Origin of the sequence: Asticcacaulis currens, from assembly GCF_028550395.1 — a bacterium.
GTDB lineage: Bacteria > Pseudomonadota > Alphaproteobacteria > Caulobacterales > Caulobacteraceae > Asticcacaulis > Asticcacaulis currens.
In genome coordinates this window covers 299,732-324,024 of the sequence record NZ_JAQQKW010000002.1, presented here as the reverse complement: position 1 = coordinate 324,024, position 24,293 = coordinate 299,732, and the positions used below count along the sequence as shown (strand labels likewise).

Annotated in this window: 27 protein-coding genes, 1 tRNA gene and 1 riboswitch; of the genes, 18 read left to right on the top strand and 10 right to left on the bottom strand. The window is 60.6% G+C overall.

The window, feature by feature from the left end; genetic code table 11:
• Nucleotides 1-122 precede the first annotated feature (122 nt).
• From PQU94_RS04635 to proC, 3 genes are all read left to right on the top strand, one after another.
• Nucleotides 123-359 (top strand): accessory factor UbiK family protein, encoded by a 237-nt coding sequence (locus PQU94_RS04635; RefSeq protein WP_013478665.1) that lies wholly within the window; start codon nucleotides 123-125, stop codon nucleotides 357-359.
• 40 nt (nucleotides 360-399) lie between these two features.
• Nucleotides 400-933: a type III secretion system chaperone family protein gene (locus tag PQU94_RS04630; RefSeq protein ID WP_126419956.1), complete on the top strand. Its 534-nt coding sequence runs from the start codon at nucleotides 400-402 to the stop codon at nucleotides 931-933.
• Between the two features lie 117 nt (nucleotides 934-1,050).
• Entirely contained in the window at nucleotides 1,051-1,851 is an 801-nt protein-coding gene (gene proC / locus PQU94_RS04625; RefSeq protein ID WP_272740323.1) for a pyrroline-5-carboxylate reductase, read from the top strand.
• A 114-nt stretch (nucleotides 1,852-1,965) separates the two neighbouring features.
• Here proC and PQU94_RS04620 read toward each other — a convergent pair whose 3' ends face one another.
• Nucleotides 1,966-3,063 (bottom strand): phytase, encoded by a 1,098-nt coding sequence (locus tag PQU94_RS04620; RefSeq protein ID WP_272740322.1) that lies wholly within the window; start codon nucleotides 3,061-3,063, stop codon nucleotides 1,966-1,968.
• 326 nt (nucleotides 3,064-3,389) lie between these two features.
• Here PQU94_RS04620 and PQU94_RS04615 point away from each other — a divergent pair, with 326 nt between their 5' ends.
• Nucleotides 3,390-6,152 carry a TonB-dependent receptor gene (locus PQU94_RS04615; RefSeq protein ID WP_272740321.1) on the top strand — a complete coding sequence of 921 codons (2,763 nt, stop codon included), beginning with the start codon at nucleotides 3,390-3,392 and terminating at the stop codon, nucleotides 6,150-6,152.
• Between the two features lie 90 nt (nucleotides 6,153-6,242).
• Here PQU94_RS04615 and PQU94_RS04610 read toward each other — a convergent pair whose 3' ends face one another.
• Complete coding sequence (locus PQU94_RS04610) at nucleotides 6,243-7,118, bottom strand: DUF4349 domain-containing protein (RefSeq protein WP_272740320.1); 876 nt, start codon at nucleotides 7,116-7,118, stop codon at nucleotides 6,243-6,245.
• A 205-nt stretch (nucleotides 7,119-7,323) separates the two neighbouring features.
• Nucleotides 7,324-7,773 carry a MarR family winged helix-turn-helix transcriptional regulator gene (locus PQU94_RS04605; RefSeq protein WP_272740319.1) on the bottom strand — a complete coding sequence of 150 codons (450 nt, stop codon included), beginning with the start codon at nucleotides 7,771-7,773 and terminating at the stop codon, nucleotides 7,324-7,326.
• A gap of 159 nt (nucleotides 7,774-7,932) precedes the next feature.
• On the opposite strand from PQU94_RS04605, the gene PQU94_RS04600 reads away from it, so the two are divergent.
• Nucleotides 7,933-8,391 (top strand): organic hydroperoxide resistance protein, encoded by a 459-nt coding sequence (locus PQU94_RS04600; RefSeq protein ID WP_272740318.1) that lies wholly within the window; start codon nucleotides 7,933-7,935, stop codon nucleotides 8,389-8,391.
• A gap of 61 nt (nucleotides 8,392-8,452) precedes the next feature.
• Here the strand turns inward: PQU94_RS04600 and mgrA are convergent, their stop codons facing one another.
• Nucleotides 8,453-9,517, bottom strand: coding sequence for an L-glyceraldehyde 3-phosphate reductase (mgrA, locus tag PQU94_RS04595; protein WP_272740317.1), 1,065 nt, complete (start codon nucleotides 9,515-9,517; stop codon nucleotides 8,453-8,455).
• Between the two features lie 70 nt (nucleotides 9,518-9,587).
• On the opposite strand from mgrA, the gene PQU94_RS04590 reads away from it, so the two are divergent.
• From PQU94_RS04590 to sigJ, 3 genes are all read left to right on the top strand, one after another.
• Nucleotides 9,588-10,247 (top strand): GNAT family N-acetyltransferase, encoded by a 660-nt coding sequence (locus PQU94_RS04590; protein ID WP_272740316.1) that lies wholly within the window; start codon nucleotides 9,588-9,590, stop codon nucleotides 10,245-10,247.
• Between the two features lie 84 nt (nucleotides 10,248-10,331).
• The gene (locus PQU94_RS04585) at nucleotides 10,332-10,784 is read left to right on the top strand and encodes a carboxymuconolactone decarboxylase family protein (protein ID WP_272740315.1); all 453 of its coding nucleotides are present in this window, start codon (nucleotides 10,332-10,334) and stop codon (nucleotides 10,782-10,784) included.
• 9 nt (nucleotides 10,785-10,793) lie between these two features.
• Complete coding sequence (sigJ, locus tag PQU94_RS04580; protein ID WP_272740314.1) at nucleotides 10,794-11,672, top strand: RNA polymerase sigma factor SigJ; 879 nt, start codon at nucleotides 10,794-10,796, stop codon at nucleotides 11,670-11,672.
• A gap of 4 nt (nucleotides 11,673-11,676) precedes the next feature.
• On the opposite strand, the gene metB is transcribed toward sigJ, so the two are convergent.
• Together metB and metX are read right to left on the bottom strand one after the other, a co-directional pair.
• Entirely contained in the window at nucleotides 11,677-12,843 is a 1,167-nt protein-coding gene (metB, locus tag PQU94_RS04575) for a cystathionine gamma-synthase (RefSeq protein ID WP_272740313.1), read from the bottom strand.
• Between the two features lie 36 nt (nucleotides 12,844-12,879).
• Nucleotides 12,880-13,863, bottom strand: a complete 984-nt coding sequence (gene metX, locus PQU94_RS04570; protein ID WP_272740312.1) for a homoserine O-succinyltransferase MetX — start codon at nucleotides 13,861-13,863, stop codon at nucleotides 12,880-12,882.
• Between the two features lie 86 nt (nucleotides 13,864-13,949).
• Nucleotides 13,950-14,055, bottom strand: a riboswitch (SAM riboswitch).
• A gap of 118 nt (nucleotides 14,056-14,173) precedes the next feature.
• Between metX and PQU94_RS04565 the strand changes: the two genes are divergently transcribed.
• Nucleotides 14,174-14,704, top strand: coding sequence for a chalcone isomerase family protein (locus tag PQU94_RS04565; protein ID WP_272740311.1), 531 nt, complete (start codon nucleotides 14,174-14,176; stop codon nucleotides 14,702-14,704).
• Nucleotides 14,701-15,450 (top strand): SDR family NAD(P)-dependent oxidoreductase, encoded by a 750-nt coding sequence (locus PQU94_RS04560; RefSeq protein WP_272740310.1) that lies wholly within the window; start codon nucleotides 14,701-14,703, stop codon nucleotides 15,448-15,450. Before PQU94_RS04565 ends, PQU94_RS04560 begins: the two co-directional genes overlap by 4 nt.
• On the opposite strand, the gene PQU94_RS04555 is transcribed toward PQU94_RS04560, so the two are convergent.
• Entirely contained in the window at nucleotides 15,447-16,343 is an 897-nt protein-coding gene (locus tag PQU94_RS04555; protein ID WP_272740309.1) for a DMT family transporter, read from the bottom strand. The genes PQU94_RS04560 and PQU94_RS04555 overlap by 4 nt on opposite strands.
• Nucleotides 16,344-16,506: 163 nt before the next feature.
• Here PQU94_RS04555 and PQU94_RS04550 point away from each other — a divergent pair, with 163 nt between their 5' ends.
• The 4 genes from PQU94_RS04550 to PQU94_RS04535 all read left to right on the top strand — a co-directional run bounded on the left by PQU94_RS04550 (nucleotide 16,507) and on the right by PQU94_RS04535 (nucleotide 20,104).
• Entirely contained in the window at nucleotides 16,507-18,186 is a 1,680-nt protein-coding gene (locus PQU94_RS04550; protein WP_272740308.1) for an amino acid kinase family protein, read from the top strand.
• Nucleotides 18,187-18,235: 49 nt separating this feature from the next.
• The gene (locus PQU94_RS04545) at nucleotides 18,236-18,592 is read left to right on the top strand and encodes an MmcQ/YjbR family DNA-binding protein (RefSeq protein ID WP_272740307.1); all 357 of its coding nucleotides are present in this window, start codon (nucleotides 18,236-18,238) and stop codon (nucleotides 18,590-18,592) included.
• Nucleotides 18,589-19,443: a 23S rRNA (adenine(2030)-N(6))-methyltransferase RlmJ gene (rlmJ, locus tag PQU94_RS04540; protein WP_272740306.1), complete on the top strand. Its 855-nt coding sequence runs from the start codon at nucleotides 18,589-18,591 to the stop codon at nucleotides 19,441-19,443. The genes PQU94_RS04545 and rlmJ overlap by 4 nt, the downstream gene beginning before the upstream one ends.
• Nucleotides 19,444-19,564: 121 nt before the next feature.
• Nucleotides 19,565-20,104: a hypothetical protein gene (locus PQU94_RS04535; protein WP_272740305.1), complete on the top strand. Its 540-nt coding sequence runs from the start codon at nucleotides 19,565-19,567 to the stop codon at nucleotides 20,102-20,104.
• Nucleotides 20,105-20,141: 37 nt separating this feature from the next.
• On the opposite strand, the gene PQU94_RS04530 is transcribed toward PQU94_RS04535, so the two are convergent.
• Both PQU94_RS04530 and PQU94_RS04525 read right to left on the bottom strand, forming a co-directional pair.
• Nucleotides 20,142-21,065: an endonuclease/exonuclease/phosphatase family protein gene (locus PQU94_RS04530; RefSeq protein WP_272740304.1), complete on the bottom strand. Its 924-nt coding sequence runs from the start codon at nucleotides 21,063-21,065 to the stop codon at nucleotides 20,142-20,144.
• A gap of 3 nt (nucleotides 21,066-21,068) precedes the next feature.
• Complete coding sequence (locus tag PQU94_RS04525) at nucleotides 21,069-21,386, bottom strand: heavy metal-binding domain-containing protein (protein WP_272740303.1); 318 nt, start codon at nucleotides 21,384-21,386, stop codon at nucleotides 21,069-21,071.
• 87 nt (nucleotides 21,387-21,473) lie between these two features.
• Between PQU94_RS04525 and PQU94_RS04520 the strand changes: the two genes are divergently transcribed.
• Nucleotides 21,474-21,962 carry a DUF4112 domain-containing protein gene (locus PQU94_RS04520; protein WP_272740302.1) on the top strand — a complete coding sequence of 163 codons (489 nt, stop codon included), beginning with the start codon at nucleotides 21,474-21,476 and terminating at the stop codon, nucleotides 21,960-21,962.
• 61 nt (nucleotides 21,963-22,023) lie between these two features.
• On the top strand, nucleotides 22,024-22,488 hold the full coding sequence (locus PQU94_RS04515; RefSeq protein ID WP_272740301.1) for a hypothetical protein: 465 nt from the start codon (nucleotides 22,024-22,026) through the stop codon (nucleotides 22,486-22,488).
• A 44-nt stretch (nucleotides 22,489-22,532) separates the two neighbouring features.
• Here PQU94_RS04515 and PQU94_RS04510 read toward each other — a convergent pair.
• Nucleotides 22,533-22,607: transfer RNA gene (locus PQU94_RS04510), tRNA-Thr, on the bottom strand.
• A gap of 117 nt (nucleotides 22,608-22,724) precedes the next feature.
• Here PQU94_RS04510 and PQU94_RS04505 point away from each other — a divergent pair.
• Nucleotides 22,725-22,868, top strand: coding sequence for a hypothetical protein (locus PQU94_RS04505; RefSeq protein ID WP_272740300.1), 144 nt, complete (start codon nucleotides 22,725-22,727; stop codon nucleotides 22,866-22,868).
• Between the two features lie 122 nt (nucleotides 22,869-22,990).
• Nucleotides 22,991-24,292 carry a UDP-N-acetylglucosamine 1-carboxyvinyltransferase gene (gene murA, locus PQU94_RS04500; RefSeq protein ID WP_272740299.1) on the top strand — a complete coding sequence of 434 codons (1,302 nt, stop codon included), beginning with the start codon at nucleotides 22,991-22,993 and terminating at the stop codon, nucleotides 24,290-24,292.
• The last annotated feature ends 1 nt before the right edge of the window (nucleotide 24,293 follow it).

Genomic DNA, 24,293 nt, shown 5'->3' with positions numbered 1-24,293 from the left:
AATCATCGAAGGGGGGCAAGAATCGTGAAAAACTTTCTTTCAGTCGCCATTCGCACTATATGCGCACAGTGTGACAACTCATTTGAGGCTCTTTCCGGGCCTTTATCCGCAAGGATTTTCCCATGCAGTCGAAAAACCCCTTCCTCGACGAATTCGCCAAGCTCTCGACCAGCGCCATGTCTCTGGCTCAGGCCGCCGGTGACGAGGCCAAGGCCGCCTTCCGCGCCCAGGGCGACCGCTTCGTCGCCGATATGGACCTTATCCGCCGCGATGAATTCGAGGCGATGAAGGAGGTCATGCTGGCCGAAATCGCCGCATTGAAGCTGGAAATCCAGAGCCTCAAATCCAAGGCCGAGTAATCCCGCCCTCTGGACCTCTCTCAGGACACCCGTATCTCTCATGGACCTGCCTCAGGCTGATTATACCGACACGACTTCCGACCCGCTCGAACTGGTCGAAGCCATCCTCACCGACGAAGGCCTGACCTTTGAGCGGACGCCCGATGGCGAGGTGCTGTTCTCGCTGGCGGGCTTGTGGAAGTCGCACGACATGTGGTTCTCCTGCCGTCCGGAAGGGGAGTGCCTGCAACTGTGTTCGTCGCTCGACCTGCGCTTCGATCCGGCAAAGGTGGCGCCGATCCATCAGTTGCTGTCGCTGGTTAATCAGCGTGTCTGGTTCGGCCACTTTGAAATCTATGAGGACGAAGAAGGAATGCGCGAAGCGGGGCGTCTGCCCGCCGATATCGTCTTCCGCCATACCCTGTTGTCGAGCCCGATGGAACGCCCCGGTCAGGTGCAGACGGCGCACATGATCAATGTTGCCGCCGAAGCCGTGGATCGCTTTTATCCGGCCTTCGACTTCCTGTTCAAGGGCGCGCCCACGGCCGAAGCGGCGCTGGAAGCCTGCTTGTTTGAGACAATCGGAGAGGCCTAATCGCTCACACAAAAGTTGCCCTTCGGGTACTTTTGTGTGGTCTGTACGGTGAAAAATGCCTCGGGGCGGCCCGTCGGCATTTTTCGCATTTTATTCAAGATTTATTGAGGTCCATCAATGCTGGCGAAACCCATACTTCTAATTGGCGCGGGGGCGCTGGGGTCGGCCATGCTCAAGGGGATGCGTGCGGCCGGGCATATCGCGCCGTCCGACCTGATCATTCTCGACCTCAATCCCGGCGAAGAAGCCCACGCCTATGCGGGTCTGGGGGCGCGGCTTAACCCGTCGCCGGAAGTGTGGCGCGACGCCTTCACCGTCATCATCGCCGTCAAGCCGCAAAGCTGGCGCGGGGCGGCGCAAATTCTTGACGGCAACCTCAACCCGAATGCGACGTTGATTTCGGTGATGGCCGGGGTGCGGACCGAAGACCTCAGCAGCGTGTTTGCGCCGCTGAAAGTCGCGCGCGTTATGCCGACCACCGGTGTCGCGACCGGTAAGGGCGTAGCAAGCCTCTATGCGTCGGAGGGCGTGGCCTTGCAGGCGGCCTCCGATCTCTTCTCACCGATGGCGGCGACGGTGGTGCTGGACAACGAAGACCTGATCGACGCGGCGACCGCCGTTTCCGGTTCGGGGCCGGCCTATGTCTATGCCTTTGTCGCGGCGCTGGAGCAGGCGGCGCTGGAAACCGGTCTGACGGCGGCGGATGCCAAAACACTGGCACGCGCCACCCTGATTTCGGCGGCCAATCTGCTCGATCAGACGGGCGAAGACCCCGAAGACCTGATCCGCAAGGTCGCCTCACCCGGCGGCACCACCGAAGCGGCGCTGAAGGTACTGCGGCGGGAGGGGCAGGGGCTGACCGAACTTGTCACGGCTGCGGTGATGGCGGCACAAAAACGCTCCAAAGAACTCGGATAATACCAAGGGTCATTGAAAATGACTCTTGGTATCGTTCCTTCAACGGCCGGATGCGGTCAGCATCTTCGGCCGTTGGTATAAGAAAAGCCCCGCCGGTTGGCGGGGCTTTGTGTTTTATTTCAGGCCGAGTTTCGCTTCGATCTCTTTCCAGTCCACGATCTTGAAATTCTGACGTGAACGCTGGGTCGAAAGCGCTTCGCCTTCGGTGTCCATGTCGTCCTGCATGACGACGATACCCTTGGCATAGGGACCGACCTGCCCGCCCAAGGCCGCGACGCCATCCGTACCCGTCACGGCGTCGATGCCATTACCGGGGAAGACCGAGAAGCGGCCCTGATAGGCGGGTTCACCCTCTACGCGCCAGACGGCAAAGGCCGAGTCGCCCTGCGACGAAGCGATCAGATAGGTTTTTTGGCCGTCACGCAGCAGGGTCAGGCCTTCGATATCGGCTTTGAGCACGTCCGACGGCAGGCTGATCAGGGCCTTGCGTTGAGCCCCCGTTGCCGGATCGAGGCTGTACATCCAGATGGCCGTGTTTTCTTCGGCGATGTAAAGCGTCTGTGTGGCATCATCGACCACGCAGCCTTCGGATTGCGTGCCGACATTGAAGCGGCGGGTTTCGCTCAGGACCGGCTTGCCCGCAGCGACGCCAACCGTGGCCTGAGCCACGTCGCCGTTCTTGCCCACCATGATGGCGACCAGATCGCCCGCCGTCGTTTTGCCGAGGCAGAAACCATAGGCCTCAGACGTAGCCAGCGGCGCAAAGCCCCAGTCCGTCGTTTTCAGCGTGGCCGGATCGAGCTTGAAGAAACGCACGCCATTGCCGACGCGGTCAGAGGCGGCGACGACAACCGGCAGGCCCAATGCGTTATTACGCAGATCGACATTGTTCATCGGGCCCACGGTCAGGAAGTCGATCACCTTGCCATTCAGGTCGTAGCTATAAAGCCCCGCCTTCTTGTCGGTGCCATAGATCACAACGCGGTTGGAGTCGGACGGATCGACCCAGATTTCGGGATCGTCCGCCGAGTCCAGATTGACGGTGCCGACCGCAGTGGTTTCCGCGGCCGCCAGAACGGGGGTCCCCGTGCCCTGCGTCATCTTGGTGGAGTCGGAGATCAGTTCAGGGTGCAGGCAGGCCGACAACCCGGTGGATAAAAGACAAAGCGTTGAGATTGTCGCAAAAAGTTTAAATTTCCGGGTCGGCAGCATACAGTTATCCCCTTTAACAATTCATGCGCTGCCTTGTAGCCGATTTTTGAAAAAGCGCAGCCCGTTTTTAGGTCTGTTTCAAGAATTAAAACGATTGCATTGAGGGTCGTCAATGCGAGTTCAGATGGGATTGCTCTTTTAAACCCAAAGGGCTGATGTAATACATGCCGTCCTATGGGCTATGCAGGAATGCCACACTTCAGCCACGAATGTGACGGTGTCGCAAAACCTTTGCAAAACTGTATCTCATTCGTCATCCCCGGCGCCTACTGGCTGCGTCACGGGCGCGATACATCTATGTCGTGCGGACAATCTGGGGATAGATTATGAAATTGGAAAAGTTTCTCGCGCTGACGGCTGCCATGGCGCCGATCGCCGCTGTGGCCGTTCCGGTCGTCGTGCAGGCCGCTGAAGCTGAAGAGGTCACCGAAGTCGTCGTTAAGGCCCGCAAGCCGCTGGCGGAATCCGATGCGGCCGCTTTGAAGGCGCAGCGTCAGTCGGACTCGCTGGTCAGCGTTCTGTCGGCGGACGATGCCGGTAACCTGCCGGATCAGAATATTGCTTTCGCCATCGGCCGTCTGCCGGGCGTCGGTCTGGAGCGCGATCAGGGTCAGGCCCGTTACGTCAACCTGCGCGGCATGCCGCGCCGCTGGGCGACCATCTCTTTCGACGGTCTGTCGGTTGTGTCCGCCGAAGGCCGCGACTCGCGTTTCGATAACATCCCGTCGGCTATCGCCTCTCAGGTAACGATCCAGAAGGCCATCGTGCCGTCCATGCCGGGCGATACCGTCGCCGGCAATATCGACATCCGCACGCGCCGCGCCTTCGACTATAAGGGTCAGAAGATCACCGGAAAGCTGGGGCTCGGCCATGTGACGCTGGGCGGGGGGGAAGAGATCGACTCCAACCTCGTCTATTCCAACATCTTCCTGGGCGGCAAGCTGGGCATCGTGGCTCAGGGGTCCTACTATCGCCGCAACATGGCGACGGAAAACTGGGAAACCGATCCCTACCTGCCGGCGGTGGTTGCGGATCAGGGCCGCCGTTTCGCGCGTGAGTTCGAATACAAGAACTATCGCCTGACCCGCTACAACTCGTCCTTCTCGACCCGCGCCGACTACAGGTTCGACGACAAGAACACCATCTTCGCCTCGCTGATCGCCACTGTGTTCAAGGATGACGAACTGCGCGACAACTGGATCGTGCGTCTCGATCAGGGCACCAATGCTGCCGGCGTGCGTTACGACACGGCCGCGGTTCAGAACGCGTCCGATCCCAAGTCGGGCATCTCCTACGGCGCGCGTCTGAACTCACGTATCGACTATCGTGACTCCGAAGAAATCCTGGCTACCTCGACCATCGGCGGCGAGCACCGCGACTGGTACGGCTTCGACGTGTCGTGGCGCCTGAACTACACGCTGGGCAAGAACGGTGGCGACACCCCGGTGTCGGCGGCCTATCAGAGCCCCTCGACCTTCACCGATCGTCCGACCGCCGTTTATGACTTCCGCAACGGTGATCAGAACATGGTGCGCCTGTTCCGCACCACGGGCACGACCTCCGCTCGCACCCAGGGCGAGCGCATTCTTAGCGCTGAACAGTTTCCCATGCTGCTTCAGCAGTTCCGTCGCGACACCGGCGGCGAGGATACGCAGGCCCTGACCGCCAAGATCGACTTTGATCGTCAAACGGATGTCTTCGGTCACAGCACCAAGCTGGAGTTCGGTGCCCTGACGACGTCGCGCACCAAGAAGAACAATGTCGAGCGCTACGAAATCGTGTCGGGCCTCAACTCTTCGGGCGTCTGCCCGGCCTCGGGTGCCCCCGCCAACTCCTTCTGCGCCAACGGCATCGCCATCCCGTCGTGGGGGGATCTGGCCATCGACGATCCCTATAAGGGCCGTCAGCCGCTGGGCTATACCTTCCGCTACACCAACCAGCCGTACACCAACGCGCTGATGGACAGCTATATCAACAAAGGTGCGGCCACCCGTCAGGCTGGTTACTCGGCGGATAACTACTGGATGGTCAAGGAGTTCCTGACCGCCGGTTACATCATGGCCACCACCCAGTTCGACTGGGGTAATATCGTCTATGGTACCCGCGTCGAGTCCATTGAGAACAAGGGCCAGGCCTATTCCAGCGCCCTGTCGAAGTTTGTGAATACGTCGAGCGATAACACGCTTGTCTATCCGAGCGTGCACCTGAACTGGAACGTCACTGACCGTCTGAAGGCGCGCTTCTCGCTGAACCGCACCGCCTCTCGTCCGGACTATGACGATCTGCGTCCGAGCTTTACCTATAAGGATGGCGATCAGACGATCTCGGGCGGTAACCCGAACGCCAAACCGGAAAAGCAGACCGGCTTTGACGCCTATCTCGAATATTACGGCGAGACGGGTTTCCTGTCGGCGGGCTTCTTCCACAAGGATCTGGAAGACGTGCTGTTCAACCAATCGGGCACTTTCGGCTCTGACATCCTGAACTCCGGCAACACGGATCGTTCATCCTACATTCTCACCACCCTGCGTAACGGCGGTAAGGGCAAGCTGTCGGGCGTTGAACTGTTCGCGTCGCAAAGCGCCGAAAAGCTGGTCGAAGGTCTGGGCTGGCCGGAATGGATGGGCGGTTTCGGTGTGAAGGCCTCGGCCACGCTGGCGGACTCCGAAATCACCATCCCGGCCTACAATATCGGCACCAAGGCAGTTCCGGTGATCGTGCCTGAGCGCAAGGCCGACCTGCCGGGCACCTCGGACGGCGTTTACAACCTGCAACTGATCTATGAAAAGTACGGTCTGACCGTGCGTCTGGCCTATCAGTACCGCACGGCCTGGATTCAGGACATCGGCAGCAGCACAATTGTCAACGGTGTGGCCATGCCGGCCGACAACGGCGACATCTACTGGGATGAAGACGAAGAAGTCGATCTGTCGGTGCGTTATCAGATCAACAACAATCTCGAATGGTTCTTCGACGGTTCGAACCTGCGCAATCAGGGGGCCCGTCGTTACGGTGGCACGTCCATCTATCCTATCGAGTTCGAAAAGTTCGGCCCGCGCTACGTCGCCGGTCTGCGCTTCAACTTCTAATCGGGGGGAGGGGAGGCTGCGGGTGGCCGCAGTCTCGATCCCGGAAAGAAAGGCACCGCATCGGTTTCGATGCGGTGCTTTTTTTCAAAATCAGATCTGTTCGGGGCGCGTGGGTTTCGCCGCTTTACGGTCGCGCCGCATCCACCAGATGACCGGCGCGGCGATAAGCCCTAGAGGCAGCAGGTAACCCGCCACGGCGACCATCACGGTCAGCACCGAGATCATGTTAGGCCCCACATCCGACAGCGCGGATTTCAGAGGCGCCCAAGTGCCATCGACGGCCACCGCCGAGGCCGGGCGATAGGTCAGGGTCAGCTTTGACATGGCCACGCGCTTTTTCATTGTAGCCACGGCGGTTTGCGCGCTGTCGATATCCGACTGAATCGTGGCCAGTTGCTGCTTTAACTCGATGACTTCGCTCATCTTTCCCTTATGGCTGCGCAGCGTCGCTTGAAGATTGTCGCGTAAGGCCATCTGGTTTTTGATATGGGCCTCAGCGTCAATGAGGCTCAGGCTGACGTCTTCGGTGGCAATGCTCTGGCTCTCGATTTTCGCGCCGGTGGCCTTCAGTTCGTTGTTGAGATTTTTGCGGAAGAGGCCGATCCATTGCGGCGTGGCGCGCAGGGTCAGCGTGTGAAGCTGCCCCTCCTTACCCGTATTCTGACTGCTCAGTGAGAGAAGCTGACAGGTGGTAAGGCCGGCCACGGCGCAGGCCTCACGATGGCCCTCCATCATGCCGCTGACCGTTTTGTCGGGCGCGCTGAGATCAAAGCGATAATCATAGGCCAGTTGCGGAACAGAGGCCGGATCGACGCGCGTTGATTTGGCTATATCGCCACCGGCGTCAGCGGGGGCGGCTTCTTCGGTAAGAGCGGCTTCCTCTGCGGGTTTGGAACAGGCCGACAGAGTGAGCAGTGACGCAAACAGCAAAACGACGGCCAGACGGCCGGAACAACGCGGTGACATGAGGGGCTCCCCAAACGAAGGTTGACGCCGCAGTCGAGTGCGGCGGCCTTCATGTCGCGCTGAAATCACGTCATTTTCACGGCGTAATCACGGTTCCGTGATAGTTGCGTGATTAGACCGTGATTACATTGATCTGTTTCGGGTTTGTCGAAAAGGGAGGCTTGCCCACAGGTCGCATTGTGTCGCCAATGCGGCCAAATCTCCGTCAGGCGGCGCGCAGGGTCTGGCCCAAGGCCTTAACCTGATCACGCAGGGCGATCAGGTGCGGCAGGTCCATATTGCCCATGGCGCACAGCATGGCCTGCGGAATGGATTGCCCTTGTTTAGCCAGTGCCTTGCCCTTATCCGTCAGGGTGATGCGGGTGACGCGCTCATCCTTTGGGTCGCGGGTGCGGTCGATTAGCCCTTGCGTCTGAAGGCGTTTCAGCAGCGGCGTCAGCGTGCCGGAATCCAGAAACAGCGGCGTCCCCAGTTCACTCACCGACCGGTCGTCCTTCTCCCACAGCAGCAGCATGACCAGATACTGCGGATAGGTCAGGCCCAAGGGTTCCAGCAGGGGCTTATAGGCCTGTGCAAAGGCGTGGGCGGCGCTGTGGACGGCAAAGCAGATTTGATTTTCAAGCCGCATTTCCGCAGGGATGAGAGGCGAGGACATGATTTTCTCCTGACTTGGCAAAGGGATAACACAATAATCGCTTAAAATCAATTAAATTGCGCGCAATGCAATTGGCAAAAGATTGTGCGCAATCTATCTAGGTTTCAGACACGCCGCTGGCTGTTCTTCATCGACCTCAACCGCAAAGGAAACCTGACCATGACCACCTCGATCACCGCGCTCTACACCGCTCACGCTACGGCCACCGGCGGCCGCGAAGGTACCGCCTCCACCAACGATGGCCGTCTGTCGGTCAAGCTTTCGACGCCGAAGGAATTGGGCGGTGGCGGCGGGGAAGGCACCAATCCGGAGCAACTGTTTGCCTCTGGCTACGCCGCCTGCTTTATCGGTGCCCTGAAATTTGTCGGCGGTCAGAAGAAGGTCGCCGTTCCCGCCGACGCCTCGATCGACGCATCGGTCGGTATCGGGCAGATCCCTAACGGTTTCGGCCTCGAAGTGACGCTGAAGGTCAACCTGCCGGGCGTCCCGGACGAAGCGGCGCGCGACCTGATCGAAGCCGCACACGTCGTCTGCCCCTATTCGAACGCAACGCGCGGCAATATCAACGTCACCCTGATCCACAAGGCCACTTCGGGCGAAGTCATCGTCGCGCAATAGATTTTTGTGCCTAACCGATTGAAAACAAGGGAGCGCCGGAACGAATCTCCGGCGCTTTTTTTCAGGCTCTGAAATGCGGATTGTCGATCAGATCCTGACCCGTGGACTTCGGCGGAGCCGTGAAAATGCCGGGCAGGGCGTCGCGCGTCAGTTGGTCCAACCGCACCAGTTCGTCATCACTGAAAGCGAGGTTGTCCAGCGCGCCAAGGCTGTCGGTCAGTTGCTCGACAGTACGTGCCCCGATCAGGGTCGAGGTGACGCGCTCATCCTTCAGCGTCCAGGCCAGAGCCAGGCGCGCTAGAGATTGCCCGCGCGCCTTTGCCAGCTCATTGAGCTGACGGATCAGGGCCAGCTTGGCGTCGGTCAGTCCGGCGCGCACCCAGTCGAGGCGGGCGGCGCGCGAGTCTTCGGGCAGACCGCTCAGGTATTTGTCGCTCAGAAAACCCTGCGCCAGAGGTGAAAAGACGATGGTGCCGACACCGTTGCGCGCGTTAGTCTCCAGCAGTGCCGGTTCGATCCAGCGATCCAGCAGGCTGTAGTTCGGCTGGCTGATCAGCAGGGGCACCCCCAGTGATTTGAGAATATCGGCGGCCTTTTGCGTCAGGTCCGGGCCGTAGTTGGAAATACCGACATAGAGCGCCTTGCCCTGCTGGACCAGCGTCGCCAGCGCGCCCATGGTTTCTTCCAGCGGCGTATGCGGGTCCGGGCGGTGCGAATAGAAAATATCGACATAGTCGAGACCCATGCGCTTCAGGCTCTGGTCGCAGGACGCGATCAGGTGCTTGCGCGTACCGGTCATGGAGCCGTAGGGGCCGTCCCACATCTGCCAGCCGGCCTTTGATGAAATGATCAGCTCATCACGATAAGCCTTGAAATCTTCGGCGAAAATGCGCCCGAAGTTTACCTCGGCTGAGCCCGGTGGCGGACCGTAATTATTGGCCAGGTCGAAATGGGTGACGCCGCGATCAAAAGCCGCGCGCAGCAGGGCGCGTTGCGTTGCCAGAGCGTCAATATCTCCGAAATTATGCCACAGGCCCAGCGAAATCGCCGGCAGTTTCAGGCCCGAAGCCCCGCAGCGGCGATAGGGCATGGCGTCGTAACGCTTAGTGGCGGCAGAATAGGTCATGAAACGCTCCCGGTTTTCGTTGTCGATATGGCTAAAATGATTTAGGCGGCAAGGGAAGTAGGGATAAGCCATGAGTCTTGAAAACTGGACGCCGCGTCCCCGACCGGCGGCGAAGACGATTGTGGGCCGGTATGGCCGTCTGGAACCGCTCGAATGGGCGCGTCATCGGGCGGGGCTCTATGCGGTCGCCGGTGGTGAGGGGAATGGCGATTTGTGGCGCTATATGCCGCTCGGTCCCTATATGGGCGAAGCGGCCTTTGAGCGCGACTTCGAAGCCAAGCGCGCGCAGGAAGGCTGGGAAACACAGGTTATCCTCAATGCCCACGGGGTGGTCATGGGCATGGCCTCTTTCATGCGTATCCGCGAGGCGCAGGGAAGCGCTGAAATCGGCGCCGTGCTGTTTGGGCGCGCGTTGCAACGCACGGCACTGGCCACCGAAGCTGTGTTTCTGATGGGGTGCTATCTGTTTGACGAACTGGGCTATCGCCGTTTTGAATGGAAGTGCAACGCGGCCAATCTGGCCTCGGTGCGGGCGGCGGAACGCTTCGGTTTTACTTACGAGGGCACCTTTCGCCAGGACATGGTGATGAAGGGCGAAAACCGCGACACGGCATGGTTTTCAATAGTTGATTCTGAGTGGCCGCGCATCCGCTCCGCCTATGAGGCTTGGCTCGACCCGGCTAATTTCGATGGCACGGGCCGTCAGATTTTCCGCCTGAAGACCAGATAATTTCGGCGTCCTGTCACAACCGCTTCGGCTGGCTCGTCTTGCCTTCAAGGCCGCACCCAAGCGGCGGTGAAAAGGAGACGTGTTATGTCGCAACGGATCAATGGCTATGCCGTCGCCCCCGAAGCCTATAAGGCCAAAGCGGCGCTCGAAGACTATTTCAAAACTACCGCTATCGAGCCGTCGCTGATGCACCTGATCAAGGTGCGGGTGTCGCAAATCAATCATTGCGCCTACTGTCTGCACATGCACCGCGAAGAGGCGCTCAAGGATGGCGATACGGAAAAGCGGCTCCTGCTGCTCGATGCGTGGCGCGAGTCGGGCCTGTTCACCCCCCGTGAACGCGCCGCCCTGGCCTGGGCTGAGAGCGTGACCTTGATCTCGACCACCGAAGCGCCGGACGCCGATTATGAGGCCATGCGGTTTGAATTTAACGAAAAGGACGCGGTTGACCTGACCTTTCTGATCGCGCAGATCAATGGCTGGAACCGCATCGCTGTGCCATTGCGGCAGGTCCATCCGCAGGACCGGGCCAGATAGGAGCGCGGGATGATCGCCGATTTCGAGAGTCATCGCCGCTATCTGATCGGCGTCGCCTACCGCATGTTGGGCACCGTCGCTGAGGCTGAGGACGTGGTGCAGGAGGCCTATATCCGTACCCGCGATACCGAAACCGTCGTACATCCACGGGCCTTCCTGACGCGGGTGGTGACGCGGCTCAGCCTCGATGTCCTCAAATCGGCGCATCGTCAGCGCGTGACCTATGTCGGACCGTGGCTCCCCGAGCCTCTGCACGATATCAGCGATTTCACGGGCGCAAGGGCCGTAGAGGGACTGTCGGACGACCTGTCAATCGGGCTGCTTTACGCGCTGGAAAGGCTTAGCCCCCTGGAGCGTGCGGCCTTCCTACTGCACGACGTGTTCGGCGTGGGGTTTGCCGACATAGCGGCCACTTTGGAGCGCTCCGACGCCGCCTGTCGGCAATTGGCGGCAAGGGCGCGCAAGGCGGTGCGGCGCGACAAAACACCTGCCGCACGGTTTGCGGTTACGCCCGATGATGAACGCGCCTTCCTTGAGGCCTTTCTGGAGGCGTCGCAGTCCGGAGACGTAAGCGCTCTGGAAGCCCTGCTGACGCGCGACGTGACGCTCCATTCCGATGGCGGTGGCAAGGTGTCGGCCGCCCTCAATGTGCTGGAAGGCCGCGACCGGGTGCTGAAATTCATGGTCGGTATCTACCAGAAATTCCGCCAACACACGGTGGTGCGGGTCGAGTATGTACAGGCCAATGGGGCCCTTTCGGTGCTCAGTCACCACACCGATGGCACCCGCGATCTGCTCACTATCGAAACTCACGACGGGCGCGCCAGGGCCATCTATTTCGTGCGCAACCCGGACAAGCTGAAGCGGTTTCAGGGTCTGGGTCGCTGAAGGGTCAGGCCACCTGCAAGGCCCGGTCGAGCGCAGCGATCAGGTCCGTCGGGTCTTCGAGGCCAATCGACAAACGCAGCAGGCCCTCGGTAATCCCCGCCGTAGCCTGCGCTTCCGGCGACATGGCCGCATGGGTCATCGACCCCGGATGCACGATCAGGCTTTCGACCCCGCCCAGACTTTCGGCTAGGCTGAACAGGTCAACGACTTCGAGCACGCGCTTGACGGCCTCAAGTCCGCCCGACAGTTCGAAACTCATCATGGCTCCGAACCCCTTTTGCTGACGTTTCGCCAGTGCGTGCTGCGGGTGTGACGGCAGGCCGGGATAGAAGACGCGCGATACGGCTGGGTGAGCGTCGAGGAATTCGGCAATGGCCTGCGCTGACTCCTGCTGCTGCTTTACCCGCACCAGAAGCGTGCGCACGCCGCGCAGCGTCATATAGGAGTCAAACGCGCCCGGTGTCGAACCGAGGCAATTGGCCCACCAGCGATAGGTGGTGACGTCCTCTGCCGTGGTGCAGACCAGCGCCCCGCCTATAACGTCCGAATGGCCATTGATATATTTGGTCGTCGAATGGATGACGAAATCGGCCCCGAACGCGATGGGGTTTTGCAGGGCAGGTGACAGGAAGGTATTATCCACGGCGACCTTCGCCCCGGCCGCGTGGCCGAGCGCGATCAGCTTTTCGAGGTCGATAACGCGCATCAGCGGGTTGGACGGCGTCTCCAGCAGCAACAGACCCGCCGGCTGCGACAGAGCAGACTCCATAGCCGCATCGTCGCCCTGATCGACATAGACGACTTCGATCAATCCTTGACGACGGCGTGCGTTGAGCAGTCGTTGCGTACCACCATAACAGTCGTGGGGGACGATAACACGTTTGTTGGGCAGGTCCTGCCACAGAAGGTCCAGCGCCGCGAGGCCGGACGCGGTCATCACCGCACCTGCGCCACCTTCCAGGTCGGCGATCACATCGGCGATGATGTCACGCGTCGGATTGCCGGAACGGGCGTAGTCATAACCGCGCTTTTGCCCGAAACCGGCGAAGGAATAGTTGGACGACAGGTAGATCGGCGGCATGACCGCCCCATGCGCGCGGTCCGTGTCGATGCCGATATTGATGACCTTGGTGCCGGGTTTGGCGTCTTTGAGATAGTCTTTTCTGGACATGTTCATTCCTGCCCGTTCTCCCTAAAGGGAGACGGGCTAATCGTTGAGGGATGTGCGAACAATATCGGACACCAGACGGATTTCTTTGAGGAAAGCGTCGTGTCCGTAAAGTGAGGGGAAGTCGATAAAGACGCTGTCTCTCAGCGTCTCATGTAGGGTCTGCATGTCGGAATAGGGCACCAGCCGGTCGGTCGGGACGGCGGCCAGAAACACCTTCGCTTTGATCTTTGCCGGGTCAACGCGGTGACGATCCAGCGAGTCCGACATGGATATCCAGCGATTGGCGTTCGACGCATAGGCATCGCCGCGCGCCCGCAGATAGCCGCAAACCGTGTAGTTTTCGCCGGCCCAGTCGGGGGCCGGGCCATCAAAACGCTCGGAAAATTCGGCTTCGGAACGATAGGTGGTCATGGCCAGTTGCCGCGCCAGTGAAATCCCTTCCTGCTCACGGCCTGTATCGAGACCGAACTTCAGCAGGCGGCGTTGCAGGCCGCGCATCGCTGTGGCCATCGGGTGCGCCCTGTGCGCCGCCGAAATGCAGCAGACGCGGTCGATATAGTCGGGATAAAGCTCGGCAAAGGCCAGCCCGATCATCGCCCCGTAAGACGCGCCGATAAAGGCAAAAACATGAGCGACCTCAAGGTGATCGAGGATCAGCTTCACCAAACGTGCCTGATCGTGCGTGGTGATGGTATAGACCTGAGAGGCGGGCAGGCGCGGGGCAAATTCAATAGACAGGACGCGAAACCTGTTGAGATCCAGCGCCTCACCGGGGCCCGCCACGCCCTCCCACCAGCCGGGGGCAGTGTCGGTGGAATCTTCCTTGGCAAACAGGATACGCCCGGCCGAAATGCCGCCGGCAGCCACCACGACGCGGCCATCGGCGGGGCCATAAAGACGTGCGACCACGTCGGTCTGTTCGAGTTTCTGTCCGCTTTGCAAACGGAATTCGTCCGGAATATCGACGCGGATATCGGTACCGGTCAGATCGGGCATGGACAAGGGTTGGAGAAAGCTCATATCGGTAAAAGCTCAGTGGTCCGGTGCGAAACAGGGGCTCAACGGACCAGTCGGGAGAAGGCACGGCCACACAGCCGCTGTCGCTTCTCTCATCTGTCGGAAGCGCACTTCCGCAGGAGTTGGCACCATTCCGAAGATTCGGCGGTTGCCCCAGCGTCGTCGGGCCTGTCCCTCGGCTGGTCTCGATGAGTTACGTGCGCTTATGCGCCCAAGCCGGCTTTGTCGTCAAGAGGGGGATAGAGATGACGCGTATCGCATAAGACGCGCATAAACAGGTCATCCGGCTGCGACCTTGGTGCGTAATGACGTTATGACCCAAATCAAACGTCGCGCCGTTCTGGCCTCTCTGGGTGCTCTGCCCCTCTCGATTACTTCCTTTGCCGTGTATGCCGAGGTTCCAGCAGGCGTGCCTGACGGCAAGCTGGTCGGTAAGGGCCGCTACAGTGTGCTGGGCCTGTCGATTTTTGACGCCAGCCTCTACGCGCCCAATGGCCGCTATGACCCGCAAAAGCCGTTTGCCCTGCGGCTGGACTACCTCCGAAACATCACCGCGAAGCATATCGTCGATCATTCGGTGGCCGAAATCCGCAAACAGGGCTTTTCGGACAGGGCCAGGCTGGAAGAGTGGCGGCAGCAAATGAGCGCTATCTTTCCGGACATCCTTTCGGGGGCCTATATTGCGGGTGTGCGCAACGCCGATGGTTACGCCCAGTTCATTCACAATGGCCGTTCCATCGGCACTATCCGCGATAAGCAATTTACGCGCCTGTTCTTCGATATCTGGCTGGGCAGCCGGACCTCCTCGAAAGCACTGCGCGCCAAACTCCTGGGGGAAGCATGAGCCCGCGAAAGACACCCAAACGTACCTGGATCATCGGGGCCTCGAGCGGCATTGGTGAGGCACTGGCCGAACGGCTGGCGGCGCGGGGTGAGGAAATCATCCTGTCGGCGCGCAATACCGAGGCGCTGGACACGATCTGCAAACGTCTGAAGGGCCGCGGGCATCGCGTCCTGCCGCTGGATGTATCGGACGGTCCGGCGGTGGCGCGCTCAGCCATATGGTTGAGGGACACGGTGGGGCCGCTTGATCGTGTGCTGTTTTTTGCCGGGGCCTACACGCCGATGAAGCTGGGGCAGATCGACCTCGGTGACATGGGCCGCATTATAGATACCAACCTCAAAGGGGCCTTCTATGTCGTGGAGGCCGCCCTGCCGGTCATGGCGGAAAAGGGGCAGATCGCCCTTTGCGCGTCTGTGGCGGGTTATCGCGGCCTGCCGAATGGTCAGCCCTATGCGGCCACCAAGGCGGGGGTGATTTCTCTGGCGACCTCTTTGCGCGCCGAACATGGCGACCGCCTGGATATAAAGGTCATCAATCCGGGCTTTGTCAAAACGCGCCTGACGGACAAGAACGGTTTTGAGATGCCGATGATGATTACGCCGGAAAAGGCCGCCCGCGCCATTGCCCGCGAACTGGACAGCAAACGCTTCGAAATCCACTTTCCCAAGGGCTTTACGCGGATGGTCAAACTTCTGGCCTTGCTGCCCGACGGACTTTATTTCAACGCCGTCAAAGGGATGCGTTAGGTAGGTTGTGAGGCTTTAGGCCGGCCCCATTCGGCCAGCACGATACCGGCAATGACCAGAGCCAGTGCCCAGAAGTGAAACCCGTGCAAAGGCTCGCGCAGGATCAGCACCGACAGGATCACCCCGAACAGCGGGATGGTGTTGATGAACAGGCCGGCCCGGTTGGCCCCGATCAGCTCGACGCCCCACACATAGCAGACCTGTGCCACCAATGATGGCAGAAGGCCGGTATAGAGCACGATCTGCCAGCCGGTGGTATCGGGCCAGACGATACCGGTATCGCGCGACATCCACAGCAGATAGGGCAGGGCGGCCCCTATGGCCCCAATGGTCGGAATGGCCATCAGGCTTTGCCAGTGGATCGCCGGCTTATAGCGCAGGGCGATCGTATAGGCCCCGTAATTGATGACGGCCAGCAGCATCAGAGCATCGCCGAGATTGAGGTCCAGCCGCACAATATTGCGCAGATCGCCATGCGTGGCCGTCAGCATGACGCCGATGGCGGTAACGCCAAAGCCCGCGACCTGCGCCCACGACGCTGTGATGCGATAAAGCGCGTAGTTCAGCCCCATAATCACCAGAGGAATACCGGCGTCTTCGATCACCACATTGATGGCGCTGGTGTGCTCAAGCGCGGTGTAGAGCAGGATATTGAACGACGCGAAACCGAAGAAGCCATAGGCCAGAAGGAGCGGCAGGTGCTGACGGATGACGGGCCAGTCGCGGCGCAAAGGCTTGACAGAGAGGGCAAAGATCACCAGCGCCGCCAGTATCCAGCGTGCGGCCGACAGCATGGCCGGGCTGATGTGCCCCACGGCCAGCTTGCCCGACACCATATTGCCCGCCCACAGTATCGAGGCGATCAGCAGGCAGGCATAGGCCTTCAGGCTCACGGATGATTTTAGATACTGTTGCAACGACTTCTCTCCGTCGTCGCGCGCTTAACACGAAAAACGGAGCGCGCCTTATCTTTTTTCTTTGAATTCGTTGAAAAGACTTATAACGCCATGCTTACCCGCCTGCCGTAAGGGCGATCGGAATAAGGATCTGAAAAACATGTCTACCCTTGTCGTGAAATTCGGTGGTTCGGTTCTGACCTCCGAAGCGGCCCTGCACCGCGCCGTGTCCGAGGTTTATCGCTATGTGCGCGACGCGCACAAGGTGATTGCCGTTATTTCGGCCTTCAAGGGTGAGACAGACCAGCTTATGCGTCTGGCCGTTGGCTATACGCAGGCCTCGGCCTCTTCGGCGACGCCGCACCTGCTGGCGACCGGTGAAATGAAGGCCTCGACCCTGTTCGCCATGGCCTGCGAGCGGTCGGGGATCGTGACGCGCTTTCGTTCGGTGGCCGAAATCGGTCTGACCGCTGAAGGGGATCATTTCAATGCTCAGCCGGTCAGCCTGAAGACCGAAGTGCTGATCAACGACCTGAAAGCCTCCGATCTGGTGGTGGTGCCGGGGTATGTGGCTGAAAACGCCGCCGGTGAGCCTGTGCTTCTGGGGCGGGGCGGCTCGGACCTGACCGCCGTCTTTATCGGCAAGGCCCTGCGCGTGGCCGGTGTCGAGGCGCGCGTGCGTCTCAATAAGGACGTCGATGCGGTCTATGATATCGACCCCAATACCTATCCCGATACAGCCAAGCCCTACGCCGCCCTGTCGTGGGAGGAGGCCGAAAAGATCGCCTTCCCCGTCGTGCAGGCCAAGGCCATGAAATACGCCCACGAGCACGGGCTGGAGGTCGAGGTCGCGGGCATGGCGCGCGGGTATGAGACCGTGCTGGGGGCCAAGACGGCGGAACGCAGGACGCCGGGCTTTGCGCGCAAGATCCGTGTAGCGGTGATGGGGGCGGGGGGCGTCGGCTCGATGTTCCTGCAACGCTGCCTTGAATGGTCGGACCTGATCGAGGTCGATCGCGTACTGGTGCGTGATCCGTCGAAGCGCCGCGACCATCCGCTGGCGGGTAAGTTTACCTCGGATGCACGTAACTTTGCCCGCGCTGATGTCGATGTGTTCGTCGATATCGGCACCGGCGTGTCGCCCTCGGCGGAACTGCTGGAGCAGTTTCTCAAACTGGGCGTCGGCGTCACCTCTGCCAATAAGCAGGCGGTGGCCGCTGTTCAGGGCAAGCTGAAGGACGCGGCGAAAGCGTCGGGCGCGGCGCTGACCTATTCGGCTTCGGTCGGAGGCGGGGCCCCGGTCATCGAAGCCCTGCTGCGCGCCGTCAAGTCGCACAAGATCAAGAGCATTGCCGGGGTGGTCAACGGCACCTCCAACTTCGTGATTGACCAGGTCGAAGCGGGTAAGACCTTCGATGCGGCCATGGATGAGGCGCGCCGTCTGGGCTTTGCCGAGCCAGATTCTACGGCCGATCTTGATGGCACGGATGTGGGGGCCAAGCTGCGCCTGCTGCGCGAAATCGCCTTCCCCGGCGTGACGCCCGTGCACGTTGAGGTCGGGGCCATCACGGCGGAATCGCTGGTCATCCCCAAGGGCAAGGGCTTGCGCTACGTGGCGCGCGCCATGATGACGTCTAAGGGTCTTGAGGTGTCGATGAAGCTGGAGGAGCTTCCCGCCGATCACTATCTGGTGGGGGCCAAGGGCGAGCAGAACCGCGCCATTATCGAGCTGGAAAACGGAGACTTCTGGTATGTGACGGGCAAGGGGGCCGGGGCCTGGCCGACGTCGGAATCGCTGCTGGCCGACACGCTGGAGATCGCCCGCGGTCTGAAGGGGTGACATCTCAGGTGCCTCCCCCCATTTACGGGTAGGTGCTATAGGTAACGCCATGACCCTCGACGACCTCAATGCCTTCTGCCGGTCGCTCCCCGCCACCACCCATGTGGTGCAGTGGGGGCAGTCCGATGTGTGGAAGGTCGGTGGTAAGGTCTTCGTCGTTGCGGGCACGCAACCCGACGGGCACCTGTCGTTCAGCGTCAAGGTGACACCCATGACCTTTGAAATCCTGCGCGATCATCCCGATTGCCGCCCGGCCCCCTATCTGGCCTCACGCGGCATGAGCTGGATACAGTATTATACCGGCCACCAGATGTCCGACGACGAACTGCGTGGCTTGATTGCTGACTCGCATCGTCTGGTCGCGGATGGCCTGTCGAAAAAGAAACAGAAGGAATTAGGGCTTTGAACTATCGCCACGGCTTCCACGCCGGGAACTTCGCCGACCTGTTCAAGCACGCGGTCCTGCTGAACTTTCTGCGCGCCCTGCGCGAGACGGGGCAACCGCTTCAGGTGGTGGACAGCCACGCCGGAGCCGGTCAATACGACCTGTCCGATCCGACCTTTTCGCGCTCCAAGGAGGCCGAGGCCGGGATCGGCTATCTGCTGGGGCGTGACGTGCCGCCAAGTCTAATCCCCTTGTCGGACTATGTGTGGGCCAAGAACCGCGCGGCCGGGTTCAAAACGCGCATCGGCCTCTATCCCGGCTCGCCGCTTCTGGTACTTGACCATCTGACGGCGGAAGGCCGCTATATGGGCTGCGAGTTGCGCAAGGACGATTACGAGCGCTTGAGGGAGACGGTGACGCCGCGCGGCAAGGCCCGCCATACGGATGGCTATGAGGCGGCGGTCGAAATGGCCGAACCGGACAAGGATTTCTTTCTGCTGATCGACCCGCCGTTCGAGCAGTTCGAGGATTATGAACGCATCAATCTGTGCCTGCGTGACGTGCTGAAAAAACAGCCCGCCGCCAAGGCGCTGGTGTGGTTGCCGCTGAAAGACCTTGAAACCTTCGATCGCTTCCTGCGCCATATGGAATGCGAGCTTCTGGAGGACCAGACGGGCGAGGGCGGGCCGGACATTGCCGTGGCCGAACTGCGCCTGCGCCCGCTGACCCATCCGTTGAAGATGAACGGCTGCGCGCTGGTGACGGTCAATGCGCCGGCGTCGGTGGTCGGGGCCATGCGCGACATTGCCGGCGATCTGGCTCAGGTCTTTGCCGAGCCGGGGGGTAAGGCCTCGGTGTGGAGGTTGGATTAATCGCCGATCACGCGAATTTGCCTGCTTAGGGCGATGGGTCGCATAGGCGGCTGTGGATTTCTGTGTTAGATTTTGTGCGCTGCAATATTTTTCGAGCGCACGAGGCCCCGAGATGTTGACCATGACGCAATCCGATCTGCCCCCCTTTTCGCTGCCCACCTCCGAAGAGATGAAGAGCGCGACGGAGCGCCTGACCCATTTCTGGATCGGGGCCTGCTCGCCCATGTGGGTGCCGTTTTTTGCGGCTACCAGCTTTGGTGTCTCCGCCTGGATGTTGTCCGGAGCGACGGCCCGCCGCGCGGGCGGCAGTGACCTCTATAAGGACCTGCCGCACGGCTTTGTCGATATGATGAGCCTGCGACAGAGTTGGTTCAAGGCCAGCGAAGACGCGGCGCATGTGCTGGAAGAGGTCAATGAGGCGGTGCGCGAAGCCGCCGTTGCCCCCGTCATAGCCGCGATCGAGGTTGAAGACGCGGTTGTGGACGCCTTGACGGAGGTATCGGCACCGGTGCACATCGAACCCTTGCCGACATTTGAGGCCCCTACCGTCGAGACCGGGGTCAGTGAAGAGGTAGAGTCAGAGCCGGTGGTCACCCCGGTGTTTGAGCCCCTGTCGGCGGTCAAGGCCGCTCCCAAGCGCCGTCCGGCGCCGCGTAAGTAATTATGGAACGGCCGGATGCGCGAACCGCATCCAGCCGTCATGACTTCGCCGGATAGATGTCGAAAACAATCGGTCGGTGGTCGGAACCGTAATAGGGCCCGGACTTGCGATTGCGCAGGGTCAGGTCCTTACCCGCAAAGCCGTTGTCTATGCCAATGCGCAAAGGCGCGGGCAGCACCGCCGGCCATGTGCCGACCGGGGCCGGGGCAGCGAACAGGTGCAGGTGGCGACTGATATCCATAAGGCCTGAGGCTGAGGGGGTGGTGTTGAAATCCCCGACCAGCACCGTGCGCTCCGGCTGTTCGTCGCGCAGGTCCGCGCCAAGCCGCTCCAGTTGGCGCGGTTGGTCGCCCGGTGCACTGAATGGCCATGGACGCGTCAGATGCGCCACGGCCAGATGAAACGCTCCCGCAGGTGCCGCGACCTCTACGGTTAGCAGGCTGTAACCAATGGGGCGGGCGCGCGGCCGCGTCAGGGGGTAGCGCGAAAAGACGAAAGTGTCATAGCGGCGAGCCACGTGGGGATAGGTCTGGCGTAATTTTGCCGCCAAGGTTGCTTCGGCCAGAGGCCCGGCTTCGACCATGGCCACGACATCGGGGTTTTCTGCTCTGACCCACTCAAGCAGTCGCTCCGGCGTCTCGTTCTTGGCGTACAGGTTGGCGAACATGAGCCGCACCGGGGTCGCCTTCGTTTCCGTTGGCGGGTGGGGCGGGCTGATCTGCGACCAGAAACTCACCCCCAAAAGACCAGCTGCCATAAGGCTCATCAGCGCCGAGGCCCGCTGCCGCAACTGGATCAGCACAAAGCTCGCCGCCACCGCCACAGTGAGGAGGGGGGCCGTGAAGATGTCGATCAGGTACCCACGCGCTTCATGCGGATCGAGCAGGCACACGGCCCCCATGCCCAGCAGCGCCAGGCTGAGCACAAAGCCCAGAAACGAAAACACACGCAGAACCAGCACGGATCAGCGCAGGATGACAGCGGTGCCGGAGCAGGTCACCATCAGCATGGTGCCCTGAGAGACGGTTTCATAATCGAGATCGACGCCGACAATGGCATTGGCGCCGTGTTGCGCGGCTTCTTCCTGCATTTCCTTCAAGGCGGCTTCGCGTGCGGCGCGCAGCACTTTTTCGTAAGAGCCCGAACGGCCGCCGATAATGTCGCGGATACCCGCAAACAGGTCACGGAAGATATTTGCCCCCAGAATAGCCTCACCGGTAACGACGCCGATATAGGTGTCGATGCTGCGGCCTTCGACATTCGGTGTGGTTGTGACGATCATGGTTAATTCCCCTCGCTCATCTGATTGACGCATAACCCCGCTACAGGCAATCTCTGTAGCCATAACGGGCGAAGGGGAGCAAGTGACATGTTCGTCAGATCGGCATACGAGGTTCAGAAGACCTATGACTCCATAGGCACGATTAAACGCCTCTCGGATCGTATCGTCGGTATCGGCCCCATCAATATCATCGGTCTGGACGGATTGTTGTCGTGGGTGCCCGTGCCGGGCGTTGCCGCCGGTTACTCAATCATCGCCAGCCTGTTTATCCTGATTAACGCGGTGCGGGTGCGCATCAGCCCTATCACCTTTGTGCAGACCCTGATCGTTCTTTCGATTGATGCGGGAATTAGCGGTTTTGACGGCATTATCCCCCTTCTGCCGGTATCCGGTCTGGCGGACACACTGTTTCAGGGGCACCTCTACGCCGCGCACATCGTGCAAAAGGAAATCGAAAAAACCCTTTATATCGAAGAGAGTGGCCGTGAGGCCTATGCATCGGGCCGCCATAAAGACCATTTGGCTACCCTGAAGTCTACCAGGGGCAAGAAGCGTCTCGTCTATCTTTTGCCCTGACTTTCGTCCCCGGTCTCTTTTTTGAGCGGACACTGACTGGCGTCAGCCTGATGAGGCCCGAATGTGTCGCTGCAAAACACACCTGCGCTCGGGCTGCCCCTGCTGCAAGCGGGACAGGCACAAAACATATCTCATTGAATTAAAGTCTCTGGCGGCTCGACGCCCTCAGTCAGGCGAAGGGCAAGACCCGTGCGGTCACCGCGCAACCGGCAACCCCACAGCGGGGCGACGCCTACATTATTTTAACGGTAAGGGCGGCCCGGTTCGTAATATCGACACCTCTGAGCAGCTTCTGGCGGCCACCCACGTCGAAGGCGATACGGGGGATAAGTTGAGCGGCGACGGGGTGGATACCATTGCCATCGGTGCCTACGACACGGCGCACATCTGGACCGATATAGTCAGTTTCAACATGCCTTCCGGCAGTATCGGCTATTACACCACGACCACTTCGGCGATCCGGGCGCAAAGGGACATCCGTTCAACGAGAGGACGGGCGGTGCCAGGTACGTTCGGCGCATGGTAGGCTGAAAATGGCGAAGGCCCGGTCGTTTCCGAACCGGGCCTTCATGGTGCCGTATGGCAGGATTGAACTGCCGACCTCAGCCTTACCAAGGATGCGCTCTACCACTGAGCTAATACGGCTGAACCGGTGTTAACACCGGCTGAGGACGGGGCTAATACCCAAACCGGCGCGAAACGCAAAGCGAAAAGTGCATTTTTCGCTCGCTTTTTGTGGATGGAACGCTAAATCACCGCCTTATGAGCGACTCTCCGAATAAAAACCCCAGGGATGAGAAGGCCGAGCGCCTCAATGCCGCCCTGCGCGCCAATCTCCAGCGCCGCAAGGCCGCCGCACGCCGCCCCGAACCGACGCCAGCGCCGCAAGACGAGACGAAAAACTAGCTGTTGCACCTGCGGCCCGGTGATGTAGAACGCCAAATCCATTTTGTTTCATCCGCCGGAGTCGGCGCGCCCGGACCGGGCATGAAACGAAAGCTCAAGAACATCTGGATCAGGCGTACTCAATGGATCGTATTGCGTTGGAAGGCGGCGTGCCGCTCAAGGGGGATATTCCCGTCAGCGGAGCCAAAAATTCCGCGATCAAACTGATGGCGGCGTCCCTGCTGACCTCAGACCCGGTGCGCCTGACCAATATGCCGCGTCTGGCCGATACGCGCCTGCTGGGGCGTCTGCTGCAACGCTTCGGTACGCAGATCACTGAGGCCAACGGACCGGACGGGCATCAGGAAACCCTCCTGCATACGCCGGAAATCACCTCGGCCTTTGCCCCCTATGATCTGGTGCGTCAGATGCGCGCCTCGTTCAACGTGCTGGGGCCGCTTCTGGCGCGCACGGGTCATGCCAAGGTGTCGCTGCCCGGCGGCTGCACCATCGGCGCACGTCCGGTCGATCTGCACCTCAAGGCGCTGGAGGCGCTGGGGGCTCATATTGACATGCACGAAGGCTATGTTTTCGCTCAGGCACCGCGCGGCCTTAAGGGGACGGAGATCGAGTTCCCCTTCGTTTCGGTTGGCGCGACCGAGCACGCCCTGATGGCGGCCGCTCTGGCGCAGGGTACGACGGTGTTCAAAAACGCGGCCTGTGAACCCGAAATCGTCGATCTGGCCGAATGTCTGAACGCCATGGGCGCAAAGATCAGCGGGGCGGGGACGCCGACCATCGTCGTCGATGGCGTCACCTCGTTGAAGGGCACCGACTGGGCGGTGATCTGCGACCGTATCGAAGCCGGCACCTACGCGCTGGCCGGGGCGGCCATGCCGGGCAGCGAGGTGCGCCTCACCAAGGTGCGCCCGGAACTGATCGGTATTCTGCTCGACAAGATGCGTGAGGCGGGTTGCGAGATCGAAACGACCGCCGATACGGTGACCATCCGTCGCGGTCAGGGCCGCCTGAAAGCGGTCGATATCACCACCGAAGTCTATCCGGGCTTTGCCACCGACCTTCAGGCGCAGTTCATGGCGCTGATGACGCTGGCCGAAGGCGAGTCCACGGTGCGCGAGACGATTTTTGAAAATCGCTTTATGCACGTGCCGGAACTGGGGCGTCTGGGGGCCAGTATCTCGGTCCAGCACGGCGGCGAAGCGAAAGTAACGGGCGTTGAGGAACTGCGCGGGGCACAGGTCATGGCCACCGATCTGCGCGCTTCGGCCTGTCTGATCATTGCCGGTCTGGCGGCGCGCGGCGAAACCATCGTCAATCGCGTCTATCATCTGGATCGCGGCTTTGAAAACCTTGAAGGCAAGCTGTCGGCCTGCGGCGCCAATATTCGCCGTATCAAGGGCAATGACCCGATTGAGGAAGAATAAG